Below are 19,224 nucleotides of genomic sequence, written 5' to 3'. Positions count from 1 at the left end.
GAAGTTCAGGTGACTTCTGACTATCTTGATAGTTTCTCGCCTATCTTTGTCAGAAGATCAAGCTTCTTCTGACTATCTTGATAGTTTCACACTCTACTTTGTCCGAAACAGTAACCCACTCAAATCTTCTTGTTTGTATGAGTAACCTTAATGTCCTTCACTACCTTAAAAGAAACCGCTGGAACATCCTTCCCACTCTCATTTTCTAGTTCAGCAGTCGGATATAATACGGTGGTTCCTTGATCTTCTGCTAATAACTCAGTCCCATAGTCCAAAACCTCGGTCTCAGTTGTTAATACATCCGTTCGGGGCCTTAAATCCTCTTTTTTATCGGATAGCACTTCCGTACGAGGTCTCAGAACATCCCTCTCATCAGTCGAAACAGACAGTGCTTCTTTAGAGCCCTTTTCAGAGCTAGCCGAGACAACCGCTGCATTTTTTGACAAAATTTCAGTCAGAGATAAAAGTACCTCTTTCGGCACCTCAACGGATGCGGAAGATTTTTCAGCATTTGTAGACAAAATTTCAGTCAATGATAAAAGAACCTCGCGTTCTTTTAATTTGGCTTCCATCGTCACTTCTTTTTCATTAGAAAGTACTTCAGTTAAAGACAAAAGCAACTCATTTCCTGCATCAGCGGTAGGAGGCTCACCTTCTTTGTAGTTGTCCAGGATTTCAGTCAGAGATAACGGGACCACTCGATCAGAGGATGCTCGCCTTCTCGGTGCCGCATTCCTGCCCTCAGAGGAAATCGGCTTTTTCTCATCATTCAATACGTCCGTTAACGCATAATGAACATCATTTTCAAGCGGCTGATCCTCTAAATGAGCGTTCAGCACGTCTGTTAGCGCATATCGGTCCTCTTTTGAAACAGGCTTTTCCTTCCGTTCTTCAGCCAGTACATCCGTTAATGAGTACCGCTCTTCTTTTTCAGGCGACTGCCCTTGACGACCATCGTTCAGCACGTCCGTTAACGAGTAACGCTCTCCTTTTTCAAGCAGCCTCTCTTCATGTCCATCGCTCAGAATCTCGGTCCCCTCAAAACCCTTTTCTGAAAAAGTCCCCAGATACAAACCACCCTCATCCTGATCTAGAACCTCGGTTGGCAAACTGCCCAGCAGTGTTGGTCGGGAGTGATCCTCCGTCTCTCCCTTTGCCTCCATCACCGGACGACTAACCGGCTCAAATCCCTCAGATACCAACGGCTCTCGCACAATCCCCGGGTCCACATCAAAGACATTCGGCTGGTGGCGCTTGTTGCCACGATGCTCTCGGATTTCTTGAATCTGCCTCGCCGCCGTCCGGCCCGTTAACTCGCCGATAATCGCCGGAACCTTCATCTTAAAAAACAACACGATCGCCGTAATCAGGAGCGCGCCTGCCAGGGAATATCCGACAATGGAAATGATTTGCCATGTAGTTGCATCCATTCGAATCCCCCCTTAATCCTTCCGATATGCAAGATTAATCGCTCGATCGGTTGGATCGAAACGACTAATCACCTCATTCTTGATTGTATCCGTTTTTTCAGTGGTGACCGCTATCTGATTCGTGCTCTGCTTCACGGCTTCTGTCACCGAACGGATCTCGCCTTCCTTCACGCCATCTAGCTTAAACTTACGCGCATACGTCTCGATGGAATACATCGTTAACTTATAGAGCTCGAGCTTCACAATCTCGCTCTCTTCGGGATTCTGATCCACCATTTTAATCAGGTTTTTCATATCGTCCCAATAGGGTTTGTACTTCCCTTTATCAGACGCCTCTTCAATGTTGAGTGTGATATCGCGATTGAACCGGCCGATATCCCGGTAAATGGTAGCCATCTCGTAATAGTCGCGATCCTTTGACCCATAGCGGATCGCATCCTCAAACCATTGAATCGAGCTTTTCATCCTTGTCACTTGATTATCGTTTGTCTCGGTTTTTCCATAATTGTAGTAGTACCAATAGGTTTTGCCAATATCAAACGCCAAATCACCGTACTTAGGATTCTCTCGAATTTCGCTGAGATGCGCGTTCACTTTTTTCTTCAGCTCCGCTTCTTCCTCCACCGTAAACGCGGCATCCCCTTTAAAAGCGTCGAGTAAACCGACATAGGCTGGCTTTTCCATTGGTTTTATGTCAATTGCCTTCAGATAATAGTCCACTTTCAGCTCATCGGTTGCGGCCTTCTCCGCCATCTGGATGTTATTATCGTAGTCCGCATTATTGGTCTTCGTTTTCATCACTTGCCCTACTACACCCACACCCAAACACAACACCGCCGCCCCGGTCACCAGGCCAAAATTGCGCAGCTTCCGTTTTTGCTTCGCCCGGTACAGGTCATCTACCTGTTCATAATGATTGAGCGCATATAGGAGCTCGGCACAGGACTGATACCGGTCCTCCGGGTTGAGCTGGGTACATTTTTGAATAATTTTTTCCAAACCGCCCGACAGCTGCGGATTCCATTCGCGGATCGGATATAATTCGTACGGCGGCTCACACGGGTTCTGCCCGGTCACCAAGTGATAGAGTGTCACTCCCAAACAATAGACATCCGTTCTCGCATCGGTTTGTCCCTTGCCTCCGAACTGTTCCGGCGCTGCATACCCTTTCGTTCCAAGGCTGACCGTATCCTCCAGATTTTGTTCCTTATACTCCCGCGCGATTCCGAAATCAATGAGCTTCAAATGCCCATCCGGCTTCAGCATGACATTGGCCGGCTTCATATCGCGATAAATGATCGCAGGGTCACAAGTATGTAAATAATCGAGCACCTCGCACAGCTGCTTCGCCCAATCGATGACCAGTTCCTGAGGCTGGGCGCCATATTCATCTAAAATCTTGCTCAACGGCTCCCCTTCGATATAGTCCATGATGACAAAAATCACCTTTCCGTTATCGATGATGTCGACAATCCGCGGCAACGCCGGATGGTCCAGCCTCTTAATCATATTCGCTTCGGCAATCGCACTCTGGATGATGACTTCGTTGTTCTTGTCTCTTCCTCTTTTTTGAATTTCTTTTACTGCCCACTGTTTATTGAGCCGTTTGTCCATGGCGAGGTATACCTTTGACATACCACCTTGTCCAATCAGCTTGAGTATTTCGTATTTACCGTCTATAACAGACCCAATAGCTGCCAAAGTTTTTCCCCATCCTTACTGAATTTTCACAAGCAAAACAGTGATATTATCTGTTTCATTCCGCTCTTTATTGAGCTCCACCAATTCGCTTGCCTTTTGTGCCATGATCCTTTCGTCCGTGAGAACGTGTGGCGATAACGCACGATAGATTTCACCCTCAGTAATCATATGGCGAAATCCATCCGAACAAAGCATATAAACTTCCCCTTGAGTTGGCTTGCCATGGATGAATTCAGGTTCCACCAGCTTGGATGCCCCAATGCACTGCAAGAGGACATTTCTGCGCGGATCTTTCTTCGCTTGTTCCGGCGTGATTCGTCCTCGTTTCAACTCTCTCCCCACGACCGTCTGATCGTCCGTCAGCACCTCGACATCCTGGTCGATTCGATAGACTCTCGAGTCACCGACATGACCAATCAGCAGGTGCTCGGAATCAATCAGCAGCAGTGCGGTCAACGTGGTTCCGAGCTGAATCTTGATCTCACGACCGTATTCGGCAATCCGCTGGTTCTGCTCTTGAATAATCCGGCCCCAACGGTACTGAATCTCGTTCCAATCCTGGTTGGCAAGCTGAAGGGGAAGCTCGTTGTCGAACCACTCGGAAAAAGCATGGATGACGCTTGCACTGGCGACTTCTCCCTGGGAAAGCCCGCCCATACCATCACAAATGACGGCCAAAACGACCTTTCCCAGAGAGGTTTCTGCCATCTTTAGCAGGTAGCTGTCTTGATTGGTTTCTTTTTTCAATCCAATATCGGTGCATGCTGCAGTTAATACTTCCATCTCCAAACTCCTTGCTTCTAAGCTTTTTGTGCATTATTTTCCAACATCACCAAGCCGCTTAAATGTAAAAAACAAAGTCTTCGTTGGCAAGTCGTAATTTAGTACCTGAGAAGATCTCTATCTCTTTTTCTACTGGAATCACTCGCCCGTCGACGAAGGTTTTATTAGTGGAGCCGTTGTCGACAATATAATAGCGTCCATTTCTCTTGAGGATGAGAGCATGATTACGGCTCACCGCGTTATTATCGGAAACCACATAATCACATTGCTGACGTTCCTTTCCGATTCGAAAAGAAGGCCGGTTAATCGTGATTTTTTCCTGCGTTTTCTCTCTTACCATATACGGATAGCTCGGCTCCTCAAACAGGTCCGCACCCAATACCGTGGTCCCGCCATCCACATCCATCATGCCTAGCACTGACGTCTCACTCACTTGTGAGAGCTCCTCCTTCTGGGTCTCCTCATGGCTCGCGAACGGATTATAGGCCACATTCCCCGTGCTCCCTTTTTTCTCCTCCACTCTCGAAGCCAGAGGCTCCGGACCCGTAGAACCTGATGGAATATGAGACTTGTTCTCTACGACTTTCCCCATCAGTCCGAAGATAAATTTTTCAAATTGATTAATAGAAAAAGGAACCTGGCTCTTGAAATACTCAATATAGCTGGCTACATACCTAGCGTCTTCATGCTTGGAAAAAACAACGCGGAACGGCAGCTCACGGAAAAATTCAGCTAATAGGACGGAATGCTGATTGTTCACAATCGGCCAGAACAGGCATTTTACTTTTTTCGTCCGCGGGTCTAGAAAAATATAGTCCCAGTCGAGCATCAAATTGTTCACATTCATCAAATTCTTTTCGCAGGCCTTCACAATTGCCGCCAATTGAATCAGCGTATCCAGGAACATCTTCTTAGAAACTACACTGCTAAAATAAGACTTCAAGGAAATCATATCCTCGATCGTACTTTGAATGAGAACGCCCTTCTTCGTTTTCTCCGTCATCACGGGAATGAGTCCATCGACGACGCCTCCAGCGATGGCGCGTAATTCCCGTTCATTGATGGCTTCAGGATACGCCAGCCGATTGACCACGGTATAATCATTTTTGTTTTGTTCAACTGTCGTTCTTCCCATAAAAAATCACCCGAATATCAAAATCTAATCTTAAAGGCCGTTCGCTCGATTGACCGCTTTCGATTGCGCGTCCTTATATTGACCTGCCGCATATCGTAAAAAGTCTGCATAATTCGTTAACGCCTTCGTCATATTTCGTGAGGTTGAATCTGCCTCCGTCAACTGATTCCACTGATTCTGAAATTGCGAGCTGTCAGTACCTTGCCAAGTGGCAGAAAGGGTTTTTACCTCTTGCCCTGCCGCGTCCATGTTTTTATTATGGCTGGTTACATAGGTGTCAATGGCATCGGCAGCCGCTTCAAATTCTCGGTGGTTTACCTTTATATAGTTGCTCAATTCCGTCCCCCCTTAGGCTATGAATCTATCATTTAAACCGATCCGCTAACGAGACATTCGTATTCTCTGTTTGGGTATAGCCCGGATCCACCTGCTGGTGTAAAAAGGTCACATAGTTATTCATCACTTCATAGCGCGGTTCGTCATAAGCGTGCTTTAACTCATGAAATGCACTCATCGCCTGACTGGAGGCCGTGCCGTCCCATACGTTATTCAATGCTCTCATCGCTGCTTCCACGGCGGAAAAATTCTCTCTAATCTTCCGGTTATACTGCGCGATTTGTTTTGCGGCAGCAGACACACGCTCCGTATCTACTTTAATCCTATCAGCCATCGTTACCCCTTCTTTCTATCGTTATTTGGAAGTGGCAGCTCCACCATGACTTTTGGCGAACTCTTCGGTTACCTTGGAGGTATCGATATTGTTGAGTTTCCCTTTTACAAATCTGTATTGCTCCGCAATTCGATTCACTTTTGAAGCACATTTTTCATTGCCGATTCCCTCAAAATCACTTTGGATGCCCGCTGCAATACTCTCTAACTCGTTGATAATATTTTGAAGCTCTTGTTTGATTAAATAGAGCTCCTGCTGTCCACTTTCATTCATGACCCCAGCCCCCCATTACAACTGTTGGATAATCTTCCGTTCCACCATTTCAAAATCGTCGGCCGTTTCGTTTAGATAATAGATACACTTCTTGATATTCCAGCTTTCCTCCGTGAATAAATCCGCCTGCAGCAGATTCCATAAGTCGGAAAAGCCTGCTTTTAAATAGAGAGAATCCATCCTACGGTCAATTTGGCTAATCCGTCTGTTGATGCTCTCTAATCGATCGGCGTAGTTTCGTAGTTTATACGTATCTACTTTTATCACCGGATTCGCGGTCGCATAGCGGTAGCCGGCATTGAAGGTCAACTTGAACAAGAGCGACACACCTTTGACCAGACTGCCGACGAACTCGATGAGGGCAATCCTTGCCGCATGGGAAATCACTCGGAGTCGATCAATGGCCTGTTTCAAGTATTCCACGAATTGGTGCACCATGTCCGGCAAGTCATTGATCATGAAGTTCCCGGCGCGGACCACCGTATTAATGGCGAAGGAATACACTCGTAGATGGCTTTGAATATCACCCATAACGGCGGTCGCTATGGTGGACGCCAGACCTTGCCAGACATAGCCTGAAAAAGGATCCTTCTCAATTACGGCATAGCCCCGATTATCTAATTTCATAGCATCAACCGAGTGCGGTCCAAAAAAGCCTGGCTGTGTGCCGTTGTTTTCAACATAGCGAACGGGGTAAGGAGTACGGCCTAGCCAGGATACAATGTCTCCGTTTACGACGACCGCATCAAACTTTTTCGACTGTAGTGCAGCTAATTGATCAGGCCCGAGCTTGTAGGGATTAATCGGCTGCGGGTTAATGATGTGAACCCCTAGAACATTGGTATAATTGGTTGCGTACACCTCGGCCGCTAGTTCTCCGCCTTTCGAGTGACCAAATAGATAGTTTTTTCCGCTCTTCTCTTCATTTTTTTCAAAAAAAGCAATTGCCTCTAATGACTGTGGCGAGACCCCAATGGATGCAGTTAATGTATTATCCGCCATATCCTTTGGGTTGTGGAGCAGGTCATCCATGCCTTCCGTTCCCCTGAAGGACATGCCGACTTCCCCGGTCTTCGGATCTTCGAACGCAATGGCGCAAAAGCCGGAATGGTTGTTTCTATTCACATAATCCTTGATGACGAGATGTTCGAGGCCGGCCGCTTTTAGTTCTGCTGCCAAGTCGGTATCTACCTGGGCCACCAGTTTATATAAGGATTGTCCAGGCTTCCATTCATCAATGACGGTGGCATAGGCAAGTTTATTTAACACGGCATTTTGCTGATCCCTCAGCTCACTAAGTGGAACTTGCTCGGTTCCATCTTTTTGATTAGGCATCCATCCAACCCCCTACTTCAGTTGATTCTTAAATTCTTCAAAAGATAATCCGTTTTCGTTAACTTTCAGTACGTGTTTCACCGATTTGTCGTACTCTTCCCACTTTTGATTTCCATAAAGGAAGAAATTATTGACGTACGATTCTGCTTTGTCTTTGTCAGGCGAGAATGCAACGATAAGGGCGGTGTCTGGATAACCTAAGGATTGAAGCTGCTGATAAACATCGTATAATGCCTTGAGCGTGTTTTCATTGGCATCGCTAGAAACGGATACGACACTATACACCATGATGACATCGTCTTTTGCTACGCTCGATACACCATTTTTTAATGTGTTAAGATCCACTTCGGGTGTAAGAGTGATATAGGTTTTTGCTAGATGCAGGTTTTCAATGGACCCATAATTGATTTTGTCCTTAAGGGATTTAGAAGCAACGGCATTACGGTAATCATCAAAAAACTTACCAGGTTTGGACAATCTTTCACGAACATTGACTAGTAAGCCGTCTTCTGATTTCGCCACTAAGATGTTCAGGTTCATGCTATCATTGAATCCCCGCTTGGCCGGGATATAGTTGATCGCCGAAAAATTCTGGTCGTACTTCTTATCCAAGTAAGAAAGCATCGCTGATTCGCTCGTCTTCTTTTCCTCTTTCGTCGGTTGCTGGCTCATACATCCACTCACTCCTGCCACTAAAAGTACTAAAAAAATACTAACTAATAATTTTCTCATCAGCTACTTCTCCAATGTTATTTAATCTATATCTATATCATCCAAATGGTATTGTTTTCAAAGTTGTGGTGGGGGACAGTCCACCAGGGTGGTAACGCATTACCGTAGTGGGGGTCTGTCCCCCAACCTAGTAACGCACTACCGGGGCGGGGGTCTGTCCCCCAACCTAGTAACGCACTACCGGGGCGGGGGTCTGTCCCCCGACCTAGTAACGCGCTACCGGGGCGGGGGTCTGTCCCCCGACCTAGTAACGCACTACCGTAGCGGGGGTCTGTCCCCCGACCTAGTAACGCGCTACCGGGGCGGGGGTCTGTCCCCCGACCTAGTAACGCACTACCGTAGCGGGGGTCTGTCCCCTCTATTTGAATGCGTCAGCCAGGTTGGTGTTGACGCTTTCTGTTTCAAAGTATCCTTGGTCGACGTTGAGTCGCAGGAATTTCACGTAGTTATCAAGGATTTCGTAGTAATTCTGGAAGAACTTCGCCGCAAACTCTTCATAGGAAGAGATCGTTGCTTGGGCTGCTTCCCCATCCCACGTGTTTGAAAGATTCTTGATTGTGTTCTGACTTGTTTTCAATTCTTCTGCCAATTGTTTGTTTAAACGCTCAATCGTTGATGCAATGTCGGCCACCTGCGCCGTATTAACTTTAATATGCCCAGCCATTCCACTCACTCCTTTACGAGTCTATTAGTTTGTTAACTTTCTAACTTGAACCGTGTTGTTTTCTTGCGTCGCCACATAGTTGGCTCTTTGCTTTTCCAGCGCCTGACCAGCAGTGGCTAGCTTATTAGCCATATTCTTCAGATCTTCATTGAAGCCGTTGATTTGATCAACGAAGGCAAGGTTGTCTTCCCCTTCCCAGGCTTCACCCATAGTTCCTGCAGCCTGCATAAGCTGAGTATAGATTCCTGTGTACGTTTCAGATAGCTCCGTTAGTTTCTTGGATGCTGTTTCAAGCTCTTGTGGAGTGACTTTGATTCGTTTCCCCATGTTCGTACCCCTTTCTTCTTTTGAAGTTGTTTGTTTGGTTATAACGGCCAGTTTATTGGCGCTCAAGGCGCTCAGCCAGCCTATATTTATATCAGCATGAGTTTCGAACCGTTTTGGATGCCCAGTTCGGAAACAGTCATGTTAATATTGAAAATAATTCCAGTCGTAGCGTCACACAAGACCGCATTGCCCGCCAGTGCCTTATACTTGCCGGCAGCTAAATCGCTGAGCAGAGTGGAAACTAGAACCAGCACCTCACTCATTCGACTTTCGAGCGGCAGGTACACGTCAAAGCTCGTGTTCGCAGCAGGAAGAAAAATTTCAACAAGCACCTTATTCATCGTTGTCATCATTCTCCTTTTCCGCGTTTACTAACTTCACCTTGACGCACTTCCCTTTTTGTAAGGAAAAGCCAAAATCAGCCGGCATCTCCTCGCGCATTTCTGGCGTCGTTTTCGAAGGCTTAAGCTGATATTGCTCCGTAAACCCGCTTCCGACCCAAATCCCGTCTCCCGGATTCATATGACGTTTAAACCACTTATCATAAGAAACCCCGGAAAGATTCTTCGCCTGCTCCGCAAAGACAATCGTGAGGTTATACTTCGCCTCACCCTTTTCCAAAAGTAATGCCAGCTTCTCTGCACTTTGGCCGGAGAGCGCATTTTTCAACGAGACGATGCTGTTGATGACAATGACCTTTTGTGCAAATGGTTCGGGGTCGAATCCCTGCTCTAACGCTTCTTTATAGGTGTTGTTGCGGTAAACTACGAGTTCAAACATGTCATCAATAGCCGCTTCCCATTCTTTAACCGTACCGTAGTACGTACATGCTGCGTTCTTTTTCCCAGAAAAGCTTTGCTGGGCATCGAGAATCGTGACGTCCAATCCGCATGTCTGCGCCATAAACACCGACAGGTCATGCGTAAAGCTTTCATGGTCGCTGCCAGCCGTCAGAATCATCGAAAGATAGGACTGCCCGAATGGATAATAGTGCACATGGAGCGAGTTCTTCTCCACACCAATCGGGATCGTGAGGCTCTGCTCGGGACCCACGTATTCTGCCAGAAATTCAAAATCCACAACCTCTGGTAAAATAGGAATCTTTTTCGCGGCATGGCCCTGCCAAGCCACCTGCATCTTTTGGCATTTTTGTTGAATGAACGCAAATGGCAACTCCTCATCAGTGATCGTCGCGAGTTGGAATTCGTACACCTCGTCTTTTTTCACCAAGCCGCGGCCCTTATATTTCGATGGAAACAGGCCATCCGTTTTCCCCACGACCGTTGAATAATCCGATTCGTCATTTAATTGAAGTGTGATCAGTTGCTTGAAATTCTGCAGCAAGCGGAAGCGAACGGCGTTGGTGCCAAGAGCGGTTAAGACGAAATAGATGCCGTATTTCGTTCCTTCCCGTGACAAGAAGCTGACGGCCGCTTCTTTTTCCTCATAAATTTCGGTAAAAGCAGCAAAGTTATTGATCGCCACCACAATCGACGGTAGCTTCTCACCCGTTGCTTTCACGTAAGAGGCGTAATCGCCGCCAAAATCTGCGAACCGCTTCTTCCGCTTCTCCACTTCGGTTTGCAACAGCTTAAATAGATTGCTAACCTTCTCGCTTTCATAGGAAAGGATGACGTCGCCCACATGCGGTGCCTTGGCAAACGCCCGTAAGGTTTCGGACGCAAAGTCTAGTAAATAGATGTTCACCTCATCCGGCGTATGCTCGTGAATCAGTGAATACACCATCGTTGTTAGGAACGTCGTTTTTCCGCTGCCCGCCACGCCGTAGACAATGGTATTGCCTTCTTCGGTCAGCGGCAGACGGAGCAGGCATTGCTGCTGTCTAGCCGGATCATCGTACTCGCCAATCACCGGATTCAAAGTGAATGCGCTGCTTTGTACGGTATATTTCCGCTTGATTTCGTCTAATAGAATCATAGACGGAATCGGATCCAACCACAGCGGACGAATGCGAATCTGCTCTTCCTCCGCAATCGAGTGCAGGTAGTCGGTCACGACATCAAGCTGCTTTTTCGGGTTCGCAAACAGGTTTTTCTTCTTATCGATTTTCGCCTGCTTGAGCGGACGGCCATTGCGGTCAATGACCACCACACTGTTGTCCTTTTCCACCACCACTTTATCAGATGGATAATATGGCGCACCTGCCCAGGCTGACTGACCCATTTCAAACAATTCGTTATAGCCCACTTGCAGGTAAAAGCGTCCGGTATCTGTAAGCTCCGCCGCATCTGGCCGTTTCAGCATATCCATACTGTCAGCGCGTTCCTGAACCTTCAAGCTGACCCTGAATTTACTGTTACTCCAAATTTGGTCATCGACGACACCGCTCGGCTTTTGTGTCGCCAAGATCAAGTGCACGCCCAAGCTTCGACCGATACGGGCCGCACTGACCAGCTGCGCCATAAACTCCGGCTGCTGGGTTTTCAATTCGGCAAACTCATCCGAGATGATGAATAGGTGCTGGAGCGGTTCCGTGACGATTCCTTCTCGAACCATCTTTTGATACTTGTATATATCGATATTGCTCTCGCCGACCCGTTTGCTTGCCTCTGCAAACAGGGCCTGCCTGCGCTTCAACTCGCTTTCGATTGAAACCAGCGATCGTTTGATCATGGCGCCGTCCAGGTTGGTGATGATGCCAGCGGTGTGCGGCAATTTTTCAAACGATTTCGCCATGCCGCCGCCTTTGTAATCAATGAGGATAAACGCGACTTCATTCGGGTGATAGTTGACGGCGAGCGACAAGATATAGGCCATGATGAACTCACTCTTCCCGGAACCCGTCATCCCCGCCACCAAGCCGTGTGGCCCGTGGAATTTTTCATGAAGGTCGAGCTTGAACAGCTCCCCTAAGGTGTCGACACCCACCGGCGCCTCCAGTGACTTCGTTGGATCATTGTCTTTCCAGCGGGTCAACGCATTCAAGTGCTCCACTTTTCCGACCCCATAAAGCTCTAGGAAAGTCACCATTTGCGGCAGATTGAAGGAATGTGCCAGCGTATCAAGCTGGATATTGGCAAGCTTCACACTGAGCTCGTTCGGATCTTGGGTGACATAGATGTCCGGTACAAAAGCGGTCGATTTGCCCGAGAGATCATCCTTATCAAACAGTTTCCCGCTCGTTTCCTCCAGCTCCACGACCATCGTGCATTCCTTCGGCAGGTTTTTCAGTTCGTCGTAACAGGTGACCACGCTGATATGTATGTTCTTTTTCTTCGCATAAACCTGCTTCAACATCTCCGCTCTGACAGCGAGCGATTTACTCATGGCAAACACGATGTAATATGGCGTGATGTCATCTAGCTCACTTTCATTGATTTCGGAGCGGATGTCGATTTCCTTTTCCAAGATGGCCGAAACCTCTTTGACCTCGTTATTATTTGTGGCAATGAAACGAAACTTGTTATCGTTGCTCCACACATGCGGCAGCCATTTGGTAAAACCAAACTCAGCTTCTTCCTCCTGGTCGTAAATGAAGACCATCTTCACTTCGTCATAGCTATAAAGGGCCGCCAGTTGAAAAATCAAGCCTTTGGCGAATTCAATTGTTTGTTTGCGCGGGCCAATGATCCCGGTGATATATTCGTCGTATAACGATAAGGTAATCGGAATGTTTTTCAGGACCTTTGGCGACTCGCACAAGGTGTACAGCTCTTCCTGCAGGTTGTCGTCGTCAATCGAGAATTTTTTCTCCGAATAGTGAATATCCGCTGCTAAAAGTCCATTGCCCATCCCAACTCTTAATTGTAGGAAATCGTTCTGGCCGGGGCCGCGTTCCCAGAGATTGCGATCGATCGTTTCTATGCGCTGAATCACGTCTGTGATAGGGGCAAAGTTTTCACGCAGGATCTCCTCTTGCTTTTGCGCTTCTTCATTAAATAGGACAGCGAACTTATCAAGATATTCTTTATATTTTTGCTGGCGGACTTTTTCTTTTTTCCGTCGGCGTCTCATATCGTATTTTTTGGATAAAACCGGCCACAGGATGGTTCCGAGCAGCATGCTTCCCGACATGATGATGGAAGGCATCGCCCGTGAGATGTCGCCCGTTGCCATGGCGTTATTGATGGCAAAAATCGCAGTCGACATTGAAGCAAGGCCCATGGTCATCGACGGCCCGATCACGAGCATCATCGGCATCTCTTCGCCAATCGCGTTCGGCGGCGGTGAATCGATTTTAATCACAACCTTTTCTACGTCTCTTTTAAAACGAGGAGAGCGGTAGAAATAGTCGACGGCAGGCAGTTCGTAGTCCTCTTCTTCTTCGTCTTGCATTTCGACGGCCTGAGGGATAAATGGCTTCAGCTGGTTTTTACGGAAGGTCACCATTCCATCCGGATTGTTGAAGGCCAAAAAACAGCTGCCGATGATGATTTTCAATCCCATTATGTATATGATGTCACCCATCTGTAATTCGCTGTTCTTGACTCTTGCCCCATTGACGAAGGTTCCGTTAGTGCTATTCTGGTCAACAATGCGCCATTGGCCGTTAAAAAAGGTTAATTTGGCATGGGAGGCGGAAACGAATTGATTCGATAGGACTATGTGGTTTTGTTCGTTTCTTCCGATGTGAATGTCCATATCCTTGTCGACTAGGAATTTGGTGAAGGTTTGGCGGTCCTCCGTGTTCGGTTCTGTGAAGACAAGCGTTTTGTCATGGTGGTCATGGTGGTCATGGTGGTCATAATCATGGCCTTCGACGGCTAGGTTGTAGATGCTCAAAGGTTGGAGAACGGTGTTCCGGATAGGGTGACCGGAATAGTCCAGGACCTTCGCATCTTTATTAGATTTAAGAATCCACTCGCCATTGGCCCCTTCGATTCCTACAAGTTTCTTGGTCGAGCTGGAATGGGAGTCATATAGCCAATACTGTCCCTGGATTTTCTCAGGTAAGGTAATAGAGTGGATGTGTTCTTTATTGATTAAAGTGACGATCATTTTGGTTTTCCCCTGTGAATATAGATCTATTTCCCTAGGATAGGTTTACCCCTTTTATCTAGAAATTCTTGGGATATTTTTAAAAAAATTTTTATGGATTCGTTTAGAAAGGATAAATATTCTGTTGTTTCGGAGTCACGTAAAAAATGTTGTAAAAATATGTGACTTTAGTCCTCGTTTTAAAGCGACGATTTTTGGGTAATTTTGAGGATATCCAGGACTTCTGTACTATATACAGCACAGTTAGTTCTTTATAATGTTACATTTTACTGAAACCATTTTACAACATCTTACAAAACCTGTCGAGGGCAAAAAAGAGGAGGGGACAGTCCCCCGGCGCTTTAGCGCAACGGGGGACTGTCCCCTCTTTTTTTATTCTTCTCTTCTACGACGCTGCATGAACATCACCGTTCCTCCTAAGAGGATGATGATTATGCCCGCTAGTATCCAGTTATACATAGCAGTTGCTGTTTTTGGAAGTTCCGCCTCGTGATCGGTTGATGCTGGCGGCACTTCTTGTTTCACTACCAAATCATTTGGCGCAAACACAGCGTACGTGCTAAAGTGGTCGGTTTTCGCAGTCACCAAACCAGCCTTCCGCTCTCCGCCTACGAGCTCCCACTTTGTATGTCCTTCGTTCCAATAGTACACATGGACGTCACCGTCATGTCCACCCTCGGCTGGAAACGCCAGTCCAATTGGATGAGCAAACTGATGAATCACCTGATCTCCTAAGGTAATCGTAAAGTCATACACAGAACTTCTCGCCTTATCGGAGAAAGGAAGCTTCTTCGGATCCTTCATTACCCGTTTCAAGCTAATCGTTAACGCTCCGCCCTTCGCAAAGTTCGCAACTGGAATCTCCAGCTGTACATCATCCTTCACGATCTGAATCATCGCCTGTCTCTCGACCAAAATGGCTAACTGCTCTGCTGTAAACCGCACATCTTTTACATCATCCAAGCCTTTCTGTAAGTCCACAACAAGTGTTCCATGATAATCGACTAAGTTGACCTGATCATCGGAGAAGCTTACCGCTTCGCCATGCATCACAGGCTTCGAATGAACCTGTTCTTGCAGACGTAACACAACTATCGTATAGGTATGAACCTCGCCATTTTGCGCAGTAACTCCGATAGTAATCGTATTTTTCCCATAATCCAAACCAATCGTGTCACTCGCTTGCCCACTTGTCGCTGCCTTCTCATTAATGGTTACCTTCGCATTTCCATTCGACAAAGTTGGAGTGAGCGTAATCGAACCCGTAGCGTCTCCGACCACCAAATTATAATGATCGAGCCCAGGGTTGAAATCTGGCTTCAGCTTGCCGTTACTTACCGTTAACTGTTTCAATGTCGCATCACCGGAAAGGACATGCACAATGGCTGCTGCCTCCGACTCATGCTGGCCATCACTCACCGTAATGGTCAACGTATGTTGATCCTTGGCTGCCGCATCTAACAACGATGCGTCTGCGACAGTCACTTCTCCTGTCGTTTCACTTACTTTAAAAATCCCCTCGTCATTTCCAGCAGAAATCGCATAGGTGATTGAATCTTGATCGGCATCACTCGCCTTTACTGTTCCAAGCACCGTTCCGTCCGCTGCCTTTTCATCAACCGTAAACTCGGCACTTTCCACTACAGGGGTATTATCATTGACGTTTTTGAGGTGGACTGCCACATTTGCATCCACTGTATGCGTCCCATCGCTGATTTCTACCTTCAGAGTGAAATCTTGCACGGTCTCGTAATCTAGTTTGGACGCGTTCGCTACGTTCATTTTTCCAGTAGCCGCATCAATTGTAAATGCACCCGCTTCATTTCCAGAAACGATAGAATAGTGTAAGGCATCGCCATCGACGTCACGGCCAGGTATTGTTGCTATTTCTGTATCATTGGCGGTATTTTCATCGATAGAAACCTCGACATCATCCGCAACTGGCGCGTTGTCATTTACATTTAGGATGTTGACCGTGATAGTAGCATTCGCAGACGCCGCTCCATCACTGGCTTTTACGGTTAGGATAAAGCTCTTCATTTTCTCGTAATCTAGTTTGCTCGAATCTGCTACCGTTAATTTCCCTGATTCGGCATCCAGCGCAAACGCCCCAGCTTCATTTCCAGAGACAATTTCATAGCTGAGTGGATCGCCGTCCGCATCGCTTCCGCTAACCGTTCCAACGAGGGTTCCATTGGCCTTGTTTTCATCAACAGCAAACACAGCATCGCCTACAACCGGTTTGTTGTCGTTCACATTGGTTAAGGAAATCGTCACATTCGTCTCAGTTGCGTTTACTCCATCGCTTACTTTCACTGTTAAAATGAACTCATGTACGGTCTCGTAATCTAGCTTACCGGTATCAGACACCGTTACCACACCTGTACGCGGATCAATTGCAAAAGCTCCCGCTTCATTGCCTGAAGTGATGTCGTAGGTGAGCGTGCTGCCCGCATCGGCATCGGTTGCCGTGACCGTGCCTACCACCGTACCAGTTGCTGTATTTTCTGCGATTGACTTCGTAAAGCCTTGTGGCACGGGGGAGTTATCATTTAAATCATTGACGTTAATCGTTATTGTCGCTGTATCTGTTCCTGCCGCGGCGAACGCACCTAGGACAGAGACGATCGAGTATGGGGACAGTCCCTGTACTGGCGCCGCTTCATCTCTCGCTTGTACGTTTAGAACATAGGCTGTTTTCGCTTCATAGTCTAGCAAACTGCTATCAGCCACGGTTACTTCTCCTGTTGCTGCGTTTATCGAGAAAGCACCGTCTTCGTTTCCAGAGACAATCGAATAGCTGAGCGTGTCGCCATCCCCATCGCTTCCGTGAACCGTTCCAACTGAGGTTCCAATGGCCGCGTTTTCCTCCACACCGAACACCGCGTCATCCACTACTGGATGGTTGTCGTTCAAATTGGTGAGGTTGATGGTGACAGTTGTCATCTCGTTCTGCGTCCCATCGCTGACTTTTACGCTTAAAATAAAGCCTTTTACGGTCTCATAATCTAGTTTTCCTGCATCGGCAACCTTGATTTCGCCTGTTGTCTCATCGATAGCAAAGGCACCCGCTTCATTGCCTGAAGTGATTTCGTAGGTGAGTGTGCTGCCCGCATCGGCATCAGTTGCGGTCACTTGGCCGACCATGGTACCTGTTGCAGTATTTTCATCGATATTCTTCGTAAAGCCTTGTGGTACAGGTGTATTGTCATTTAAATCATTGACGTTGATCGTAATTGTCGCCACTTCTGTTTCCAACGTGCTGCTTGCAAACAATTGCTTTACTTGTTGGTAGGCGGTTAATCCCAACGTTGGAGCCGGCACGTCGCTTGCTCTGACTGTGAGAGTATAAGAGGTTTTTGCCTCATAATCTAATTGACTTCCGTCCGCTATCATAATCGCACCCGTTGCCGAATCAATCGAGAACGAACCCACATCGTTGCCAGATTCGATCGAATAGGTTAATTTGTCGCCATCCGCATCGGTGCCACGAACTGTTCCTACCAGTGTACCGATTGAGGCATTTTCATTCACTTGGAACGTGGCATCGTTCACAACTGGCCGGTTGTCATTCAGGTTGTTTAAAAGAACGGTAACGGTTGTGTCCGCTGCATTCGATCCATCGCTTACTTTTACCGTTAAAATAAAGCTCTTCACGGTTTCGTAGTCCAGTTTCGTTGTGTCAGCGACCGTTACGACACCGGTTTGTGCATCAATCGCAAACGCACCTAGGTCGTTTCCAGCAGTCAAGCTGTAGGTGATGTGGCTGTTTACATCCGCATCCTTCGACGTGACGGTACCAACTGCGATTCCATTGGCTAAGTTTTCATCTACTGTTGTCGAAAACCCTTGTGGAACCGGTGTATTGTCGTTGAGGTCGTTTACGTTTATTTTTACAGTAGCAGTAGTGGTTTCGACGCCGTCACTTACCTCAATCGCTAATGTATAGGAAGTTGTCGTCTCAAAGTCTAGCAAACTTCCGTTTTGAATGGTGATTTCCCCAGTCCCTGCATTCAGAGTGAACACATTGTTGGTGTTACCTGAAAGAATGCGGTAGTTTAACGGCTGGCCATCGGCATCATTGGCTTGTAACGTACCGACAGTGGTACCTGCTGCTGCATTTTCGTTAACAGTGAAGGTCGTGTCCGCTGCTACTGGCAATTGATTACGTACAGCGTTAACCATATAAGTGGTTGTTGAACCGTCTTGGGCCGTGACCACCACTGGAATCGAATTGCTTCCAGCATGGAGGGCAATGTCTCCGGATTGTTGGCCGTTATTGATAGCCATACCTGCAACCGTAACAGTCGCGGACGAATCCATGACGCTTGGAGTTAAGCGGATGGAAGTCGTGGTAGACGAAACGGCCACCTGATAGTCAAATTGTGATGCGTTAAACGCTGGAGACAATCCACCAGCACTTACGGTTAAATTGGTTAGCTTCGAATTGCTTGAAGGCTGTCTGTAGACTGTGACCGAATAGGTTTTCACAGTGGTGCGATCTTCTGCGGTGACCTGAACGGTAACTGTGTTACTTCCCACGTTCAAGGACACAGGCAAAGTACCACCGGTTGACACCGCTTGACCGTTCACTTTAACGCTGGCTTTGGTATCCGCAACGGTTGGCGTGACTTGGATGTTGCTAACCCCATTACTGACGCTCGATTCGTACGAGGTTGTACCCGCAGAGAAGACAGGATTCAGTTGTCCAGCACTAAGTGTGAGGTTGCTCAAGTCTGCGTTGGCGGAAGGTTTCGCCTGTAAACCGAAATCGTCGCTAGTGGCACTTAAATAGGATATTTTTCTTAATCCGTCATCCAGCATGACAATCATGAAATTCCCATTTGCATCAACGGAATAAGTTAATTCTCTTGGCGTGAGGTCGATTAATGTTGGAGAGACGGATTGGATTCCTTTCGTCCACGTTCCTCCATCCTTCACCATCGCGAAAAAGCCTAACTCAGATGGCGGCCAATCCCACGACTCTGAGTACATTAACAAGGTGGGTTTGTCGTTTAAGAAACTAACCATGACCGGATAAGAGATCTTTTGTTGATCGTTGAATACTTGTTCCTTTTTCCAAGTTCCCGACTGATTGGTTTGGAAATAGGTCACAAAAGGCGTGAATTCCGTATAGTAGTTGCCCGTATAATAGGAAAAATAAATATTTCCGTTGGCATCGACGGTAAATGGTGTATAGTTGTAGTTTTTCTGG

Annotated in this window: 14 protein-coding genes; all 14 read right to left on the bottom strand. The window is 47.1% G+C overall.

The window, feature by feature from the left end:
• Positions 1-119: 119 nt before the first annotated feature.
• The 14 genes from QE429_RS04960 to QE429_RS04895 all read right to left on the bottom strand — a co-directional run bounded on the left by QE429_RS04960 (position 120) and on the right by QE429_RS04895 (position 19,124).
• Positions 120-1,430: a hypothetical protein gene (locus QE429_RS04960; protein WP_307284694.1), complete on the bottom strand. Its 1,311-nt coding sequence runs from the start codon at positions 1,428-1,430 to the stop codon at positions 120-122.
• A 12-nt stretch (positions 1,431-1,442) separates the two neighbouring features.
• A complete protein-coding gene (locus QE429_RS04955; RefSeq protein ID WP_307284693.1) occupies positions 1,443-3,131 on the bottom strand; it encodes a serine/threonine protein kinase in 1,689 nt (562 codons plus the stop codon).
• A gap of 15 nt (positions 3,132-3,146) precedes the next feature.
• Positions 3,147-3,914 carry a PP2C family protein-serine/threonine phosphatase gene (locus QE429_RS04950; protein ID WP_307284691.1) on the bottom strand — a complete coding sequence of 256 codons (768 nt, stop codon included), beginning with the start codon at positions 3,912-3,914 and terminating at the stop codon, positions 3,147-3,149.
• Between the two features lie 58 nt (positions 3,915-3,972).
• A complete protein-coding gene (locus QE429_RS04945) occupies positions 3,973-5,049 on the bottom strand; it encodes an FHA domain-containing protein (protein WP_307284690.1) in 1,077 nt (358 codons plus the stop codon).
• Positions 5,050-5,079: 30 nt separating this feature from the next.
• Positions 5,080-5,385: a WXG100 family type VII secretion target gene (locus tag QE429_RS04940; protein WP_307284689.1), complete on the bottom strand. Its 306-nt coding sequence runs from the start codon at positions 5,383-5,385 to the stop codon at positions 5,080-5,082.
• 28 nt (positions 5,386-5,413) lie between these two features.
• The gene (locus tag QE429_RS04935; protein WP_307284688.1) at positions 5,414-5,719 is read right to left on the bottom strand and encodes a WXG100 family type VII secretion target; all 306 of its coding nucleotides are present in this window, start codon (positions 5,717-5,719) and stop codon (positions 5,414-5,416) included.
• Between the two features lie 21 nt (positions 5,720-5,740).
• The gene (locus QE429_RS04930) at positions 5,741-5,992 is read right to left on the bottom strand and encodes a hypothetical protein (RefSeq protein ID WP_307284686.1); all 252 of its coding nucleotides are present in this window, start codon (positions 5,990-5,992) and stop codon (positions 5,741-5,743) included.
• A 15-nt stretch (positions 5,993-6,007) separates the two neighbouring features.
• A complete protein-coding gene (locus QE429_RS04925; protein WP_307284684.1) occupies positions 6,008-7,327 on the bottom strand; it encodes an alpha/beta hydrolase family protein in 1,320 nt (439 codons plus the stop codon).
• A 12-nt stretch (positions 7,328-7,339) separates the two neighbouring features.
• Positions 7,340-8,059 (bottom strand): hypothetical protein, encoded by a 720-nt coding sequence (locus QE429_RS04920; RefSeq protein WP_307284682.1) that lies wholly within the window; start codon positions 8,057-8,059, stop codon positions 7,340-7,342.
• Between the two features lie 358 nt (positions 8,060-8,417).
• Entirely contained in the window at positions 8,418-8,723 is a 306-nt protein-coding gene (locus tag QE429_RS04915; protein ID WP_307284680.1) for a WXG100 family type VII secretion target, read from the bottom strand.
• Between the two features lie 24 nt (positions 8,724-8,747).
• A complete protein-coding gene (locus tag QE429_RS04910) occupies positions 8,748-9,050 on the bottom strand; it encodes a WXG100 family type VII secretion target (RefSeq protein ID WP_307284678.1) in 303 nt (100 codons plus the stop codon).
• Positions 9,051-9,136: 86 nt separating this feature from the next.
• A complete protein-coding gene (locus QE429_RS04905; RefSeq protein ID WP_307284676.1) occupies positions 9,137-9,391 on the bottom strand; it encodes a ubiquitin family protein in 255 nt (84 codons plus the stop codon).
• Positions 9,384-14,009, bottom strand: a complete 4,626-nt coding sequence (gene essC, locus QE429_RS04900) for a type VII secretion protein EssC (protein ID WP_307284674.1) — start codon at positions 14,007-14,009, stop codon at positions 9,384-9,386. The genes QE429_RS04905 and essC overlap by 8 nt, the downstream gene beginning before the upstream one ends.
• A gap of 372 nt (positions 14,010-14,381) precedes the next feature.
• Positions 14,382-19,124: a cadherin domain-containing protein gene (locus QE429_RS04895; protein WP_307284672.1), complete on the bottom strand. Its 4,743-nt coding sequence runs from the start codon at positions 19,122-19,124 to the stop codon at positions 14,382-14,384.
• Between the last annotated feature and the right edge of the window lie 100 nt (positions 19,125-19,224).

Source organism: Bacillus sp. SORGH_AS_0510 (assembly GCF_030818775.1).
Classification (GTDB): domain Bacteria; phylum Bacillota; class Bacilli; order Bacillales; family Cytobacillaceae; genus Neobacillus.
Note: the sequence above shows the minus strand (reverse complement) of the source record. Positions and strands in the feature narration are given on the sequence as shown.

Coding starts and splice junctions, on each gene's coding strand:
- QE429_RS04960 (WP_307284694.1), bottom strand. CDS start 1,430: ATGGATGCAACTACATGGCAAATCATTTCCATTGTCGGATATTCCCTG.
- QE429_RS04950 (WP_307284691.1), bottom strand. CDS start 3,914: ATGGAAGTATTAACTGCAGCATGCACCGATATTGGATTGAAAAAAGAA.
- QE429_RS04945 (WP_307284690.1), bottom strand. CDS start 5,049: ATGGGAAGAACGACAGTTGAACAAAACAAAAATGATTATACCGTGGTC.
- QE429_RS04935 (WP_307284688.1), bottom strand. CDS start 5,719: ATGGCTGATAGGATTAAAGTAGATACGGAGCGTGTGTCTGCTGCCGCA.
- QE429_RS04930 (WP_307284686.1), bottom strand. CDS start 5,992: ATGAATGAAAGTGGACAGCAGGAGCTCTATTTAATCAAACAAGAGCTT.
- QE429_RS04925 (WP_307284684.1), bottom strand. CDS start 7,327: ATGCCTAATCAAAAAGATGGAACCGAGCAAGTTCCACTTAGTGAGCTG.
- QE429_RS04920 (WP_307284682.1), bottom strand. CDS start 8,059: ATGAGAAAATTATTAGTTAGTATTTTTTTAGTACTTTTAGTGGCAGGA.
- QE429_RS04915 (WP_307284680.1), bottom strand. CDS start 8,723: ATGGCTGGGCATATTAAAGTTAATACGGCGCAGGTGGCCGACATTGCA.
- QE429_RS04910 (WP_307284678.1), bottom strand. CDS start 9,050: ATGGGGAAACGAATCAAAGTCACTCCACAAGAGCTTGAAACAGCATCC.
- QE429_RS04905 (WP_307284676.1), bottom strand. CDS start 9,391: ATGAATAAGGTGCTTGTTGAAATTTTTCTTCCTGCTGCGAACACGAGC.
- essC (WP_307284674.1), bottom strand. CDS start 14,009: ATGATCGTCACTTTAATCAATAAAGAACACATCCACTCTATTACCTTA.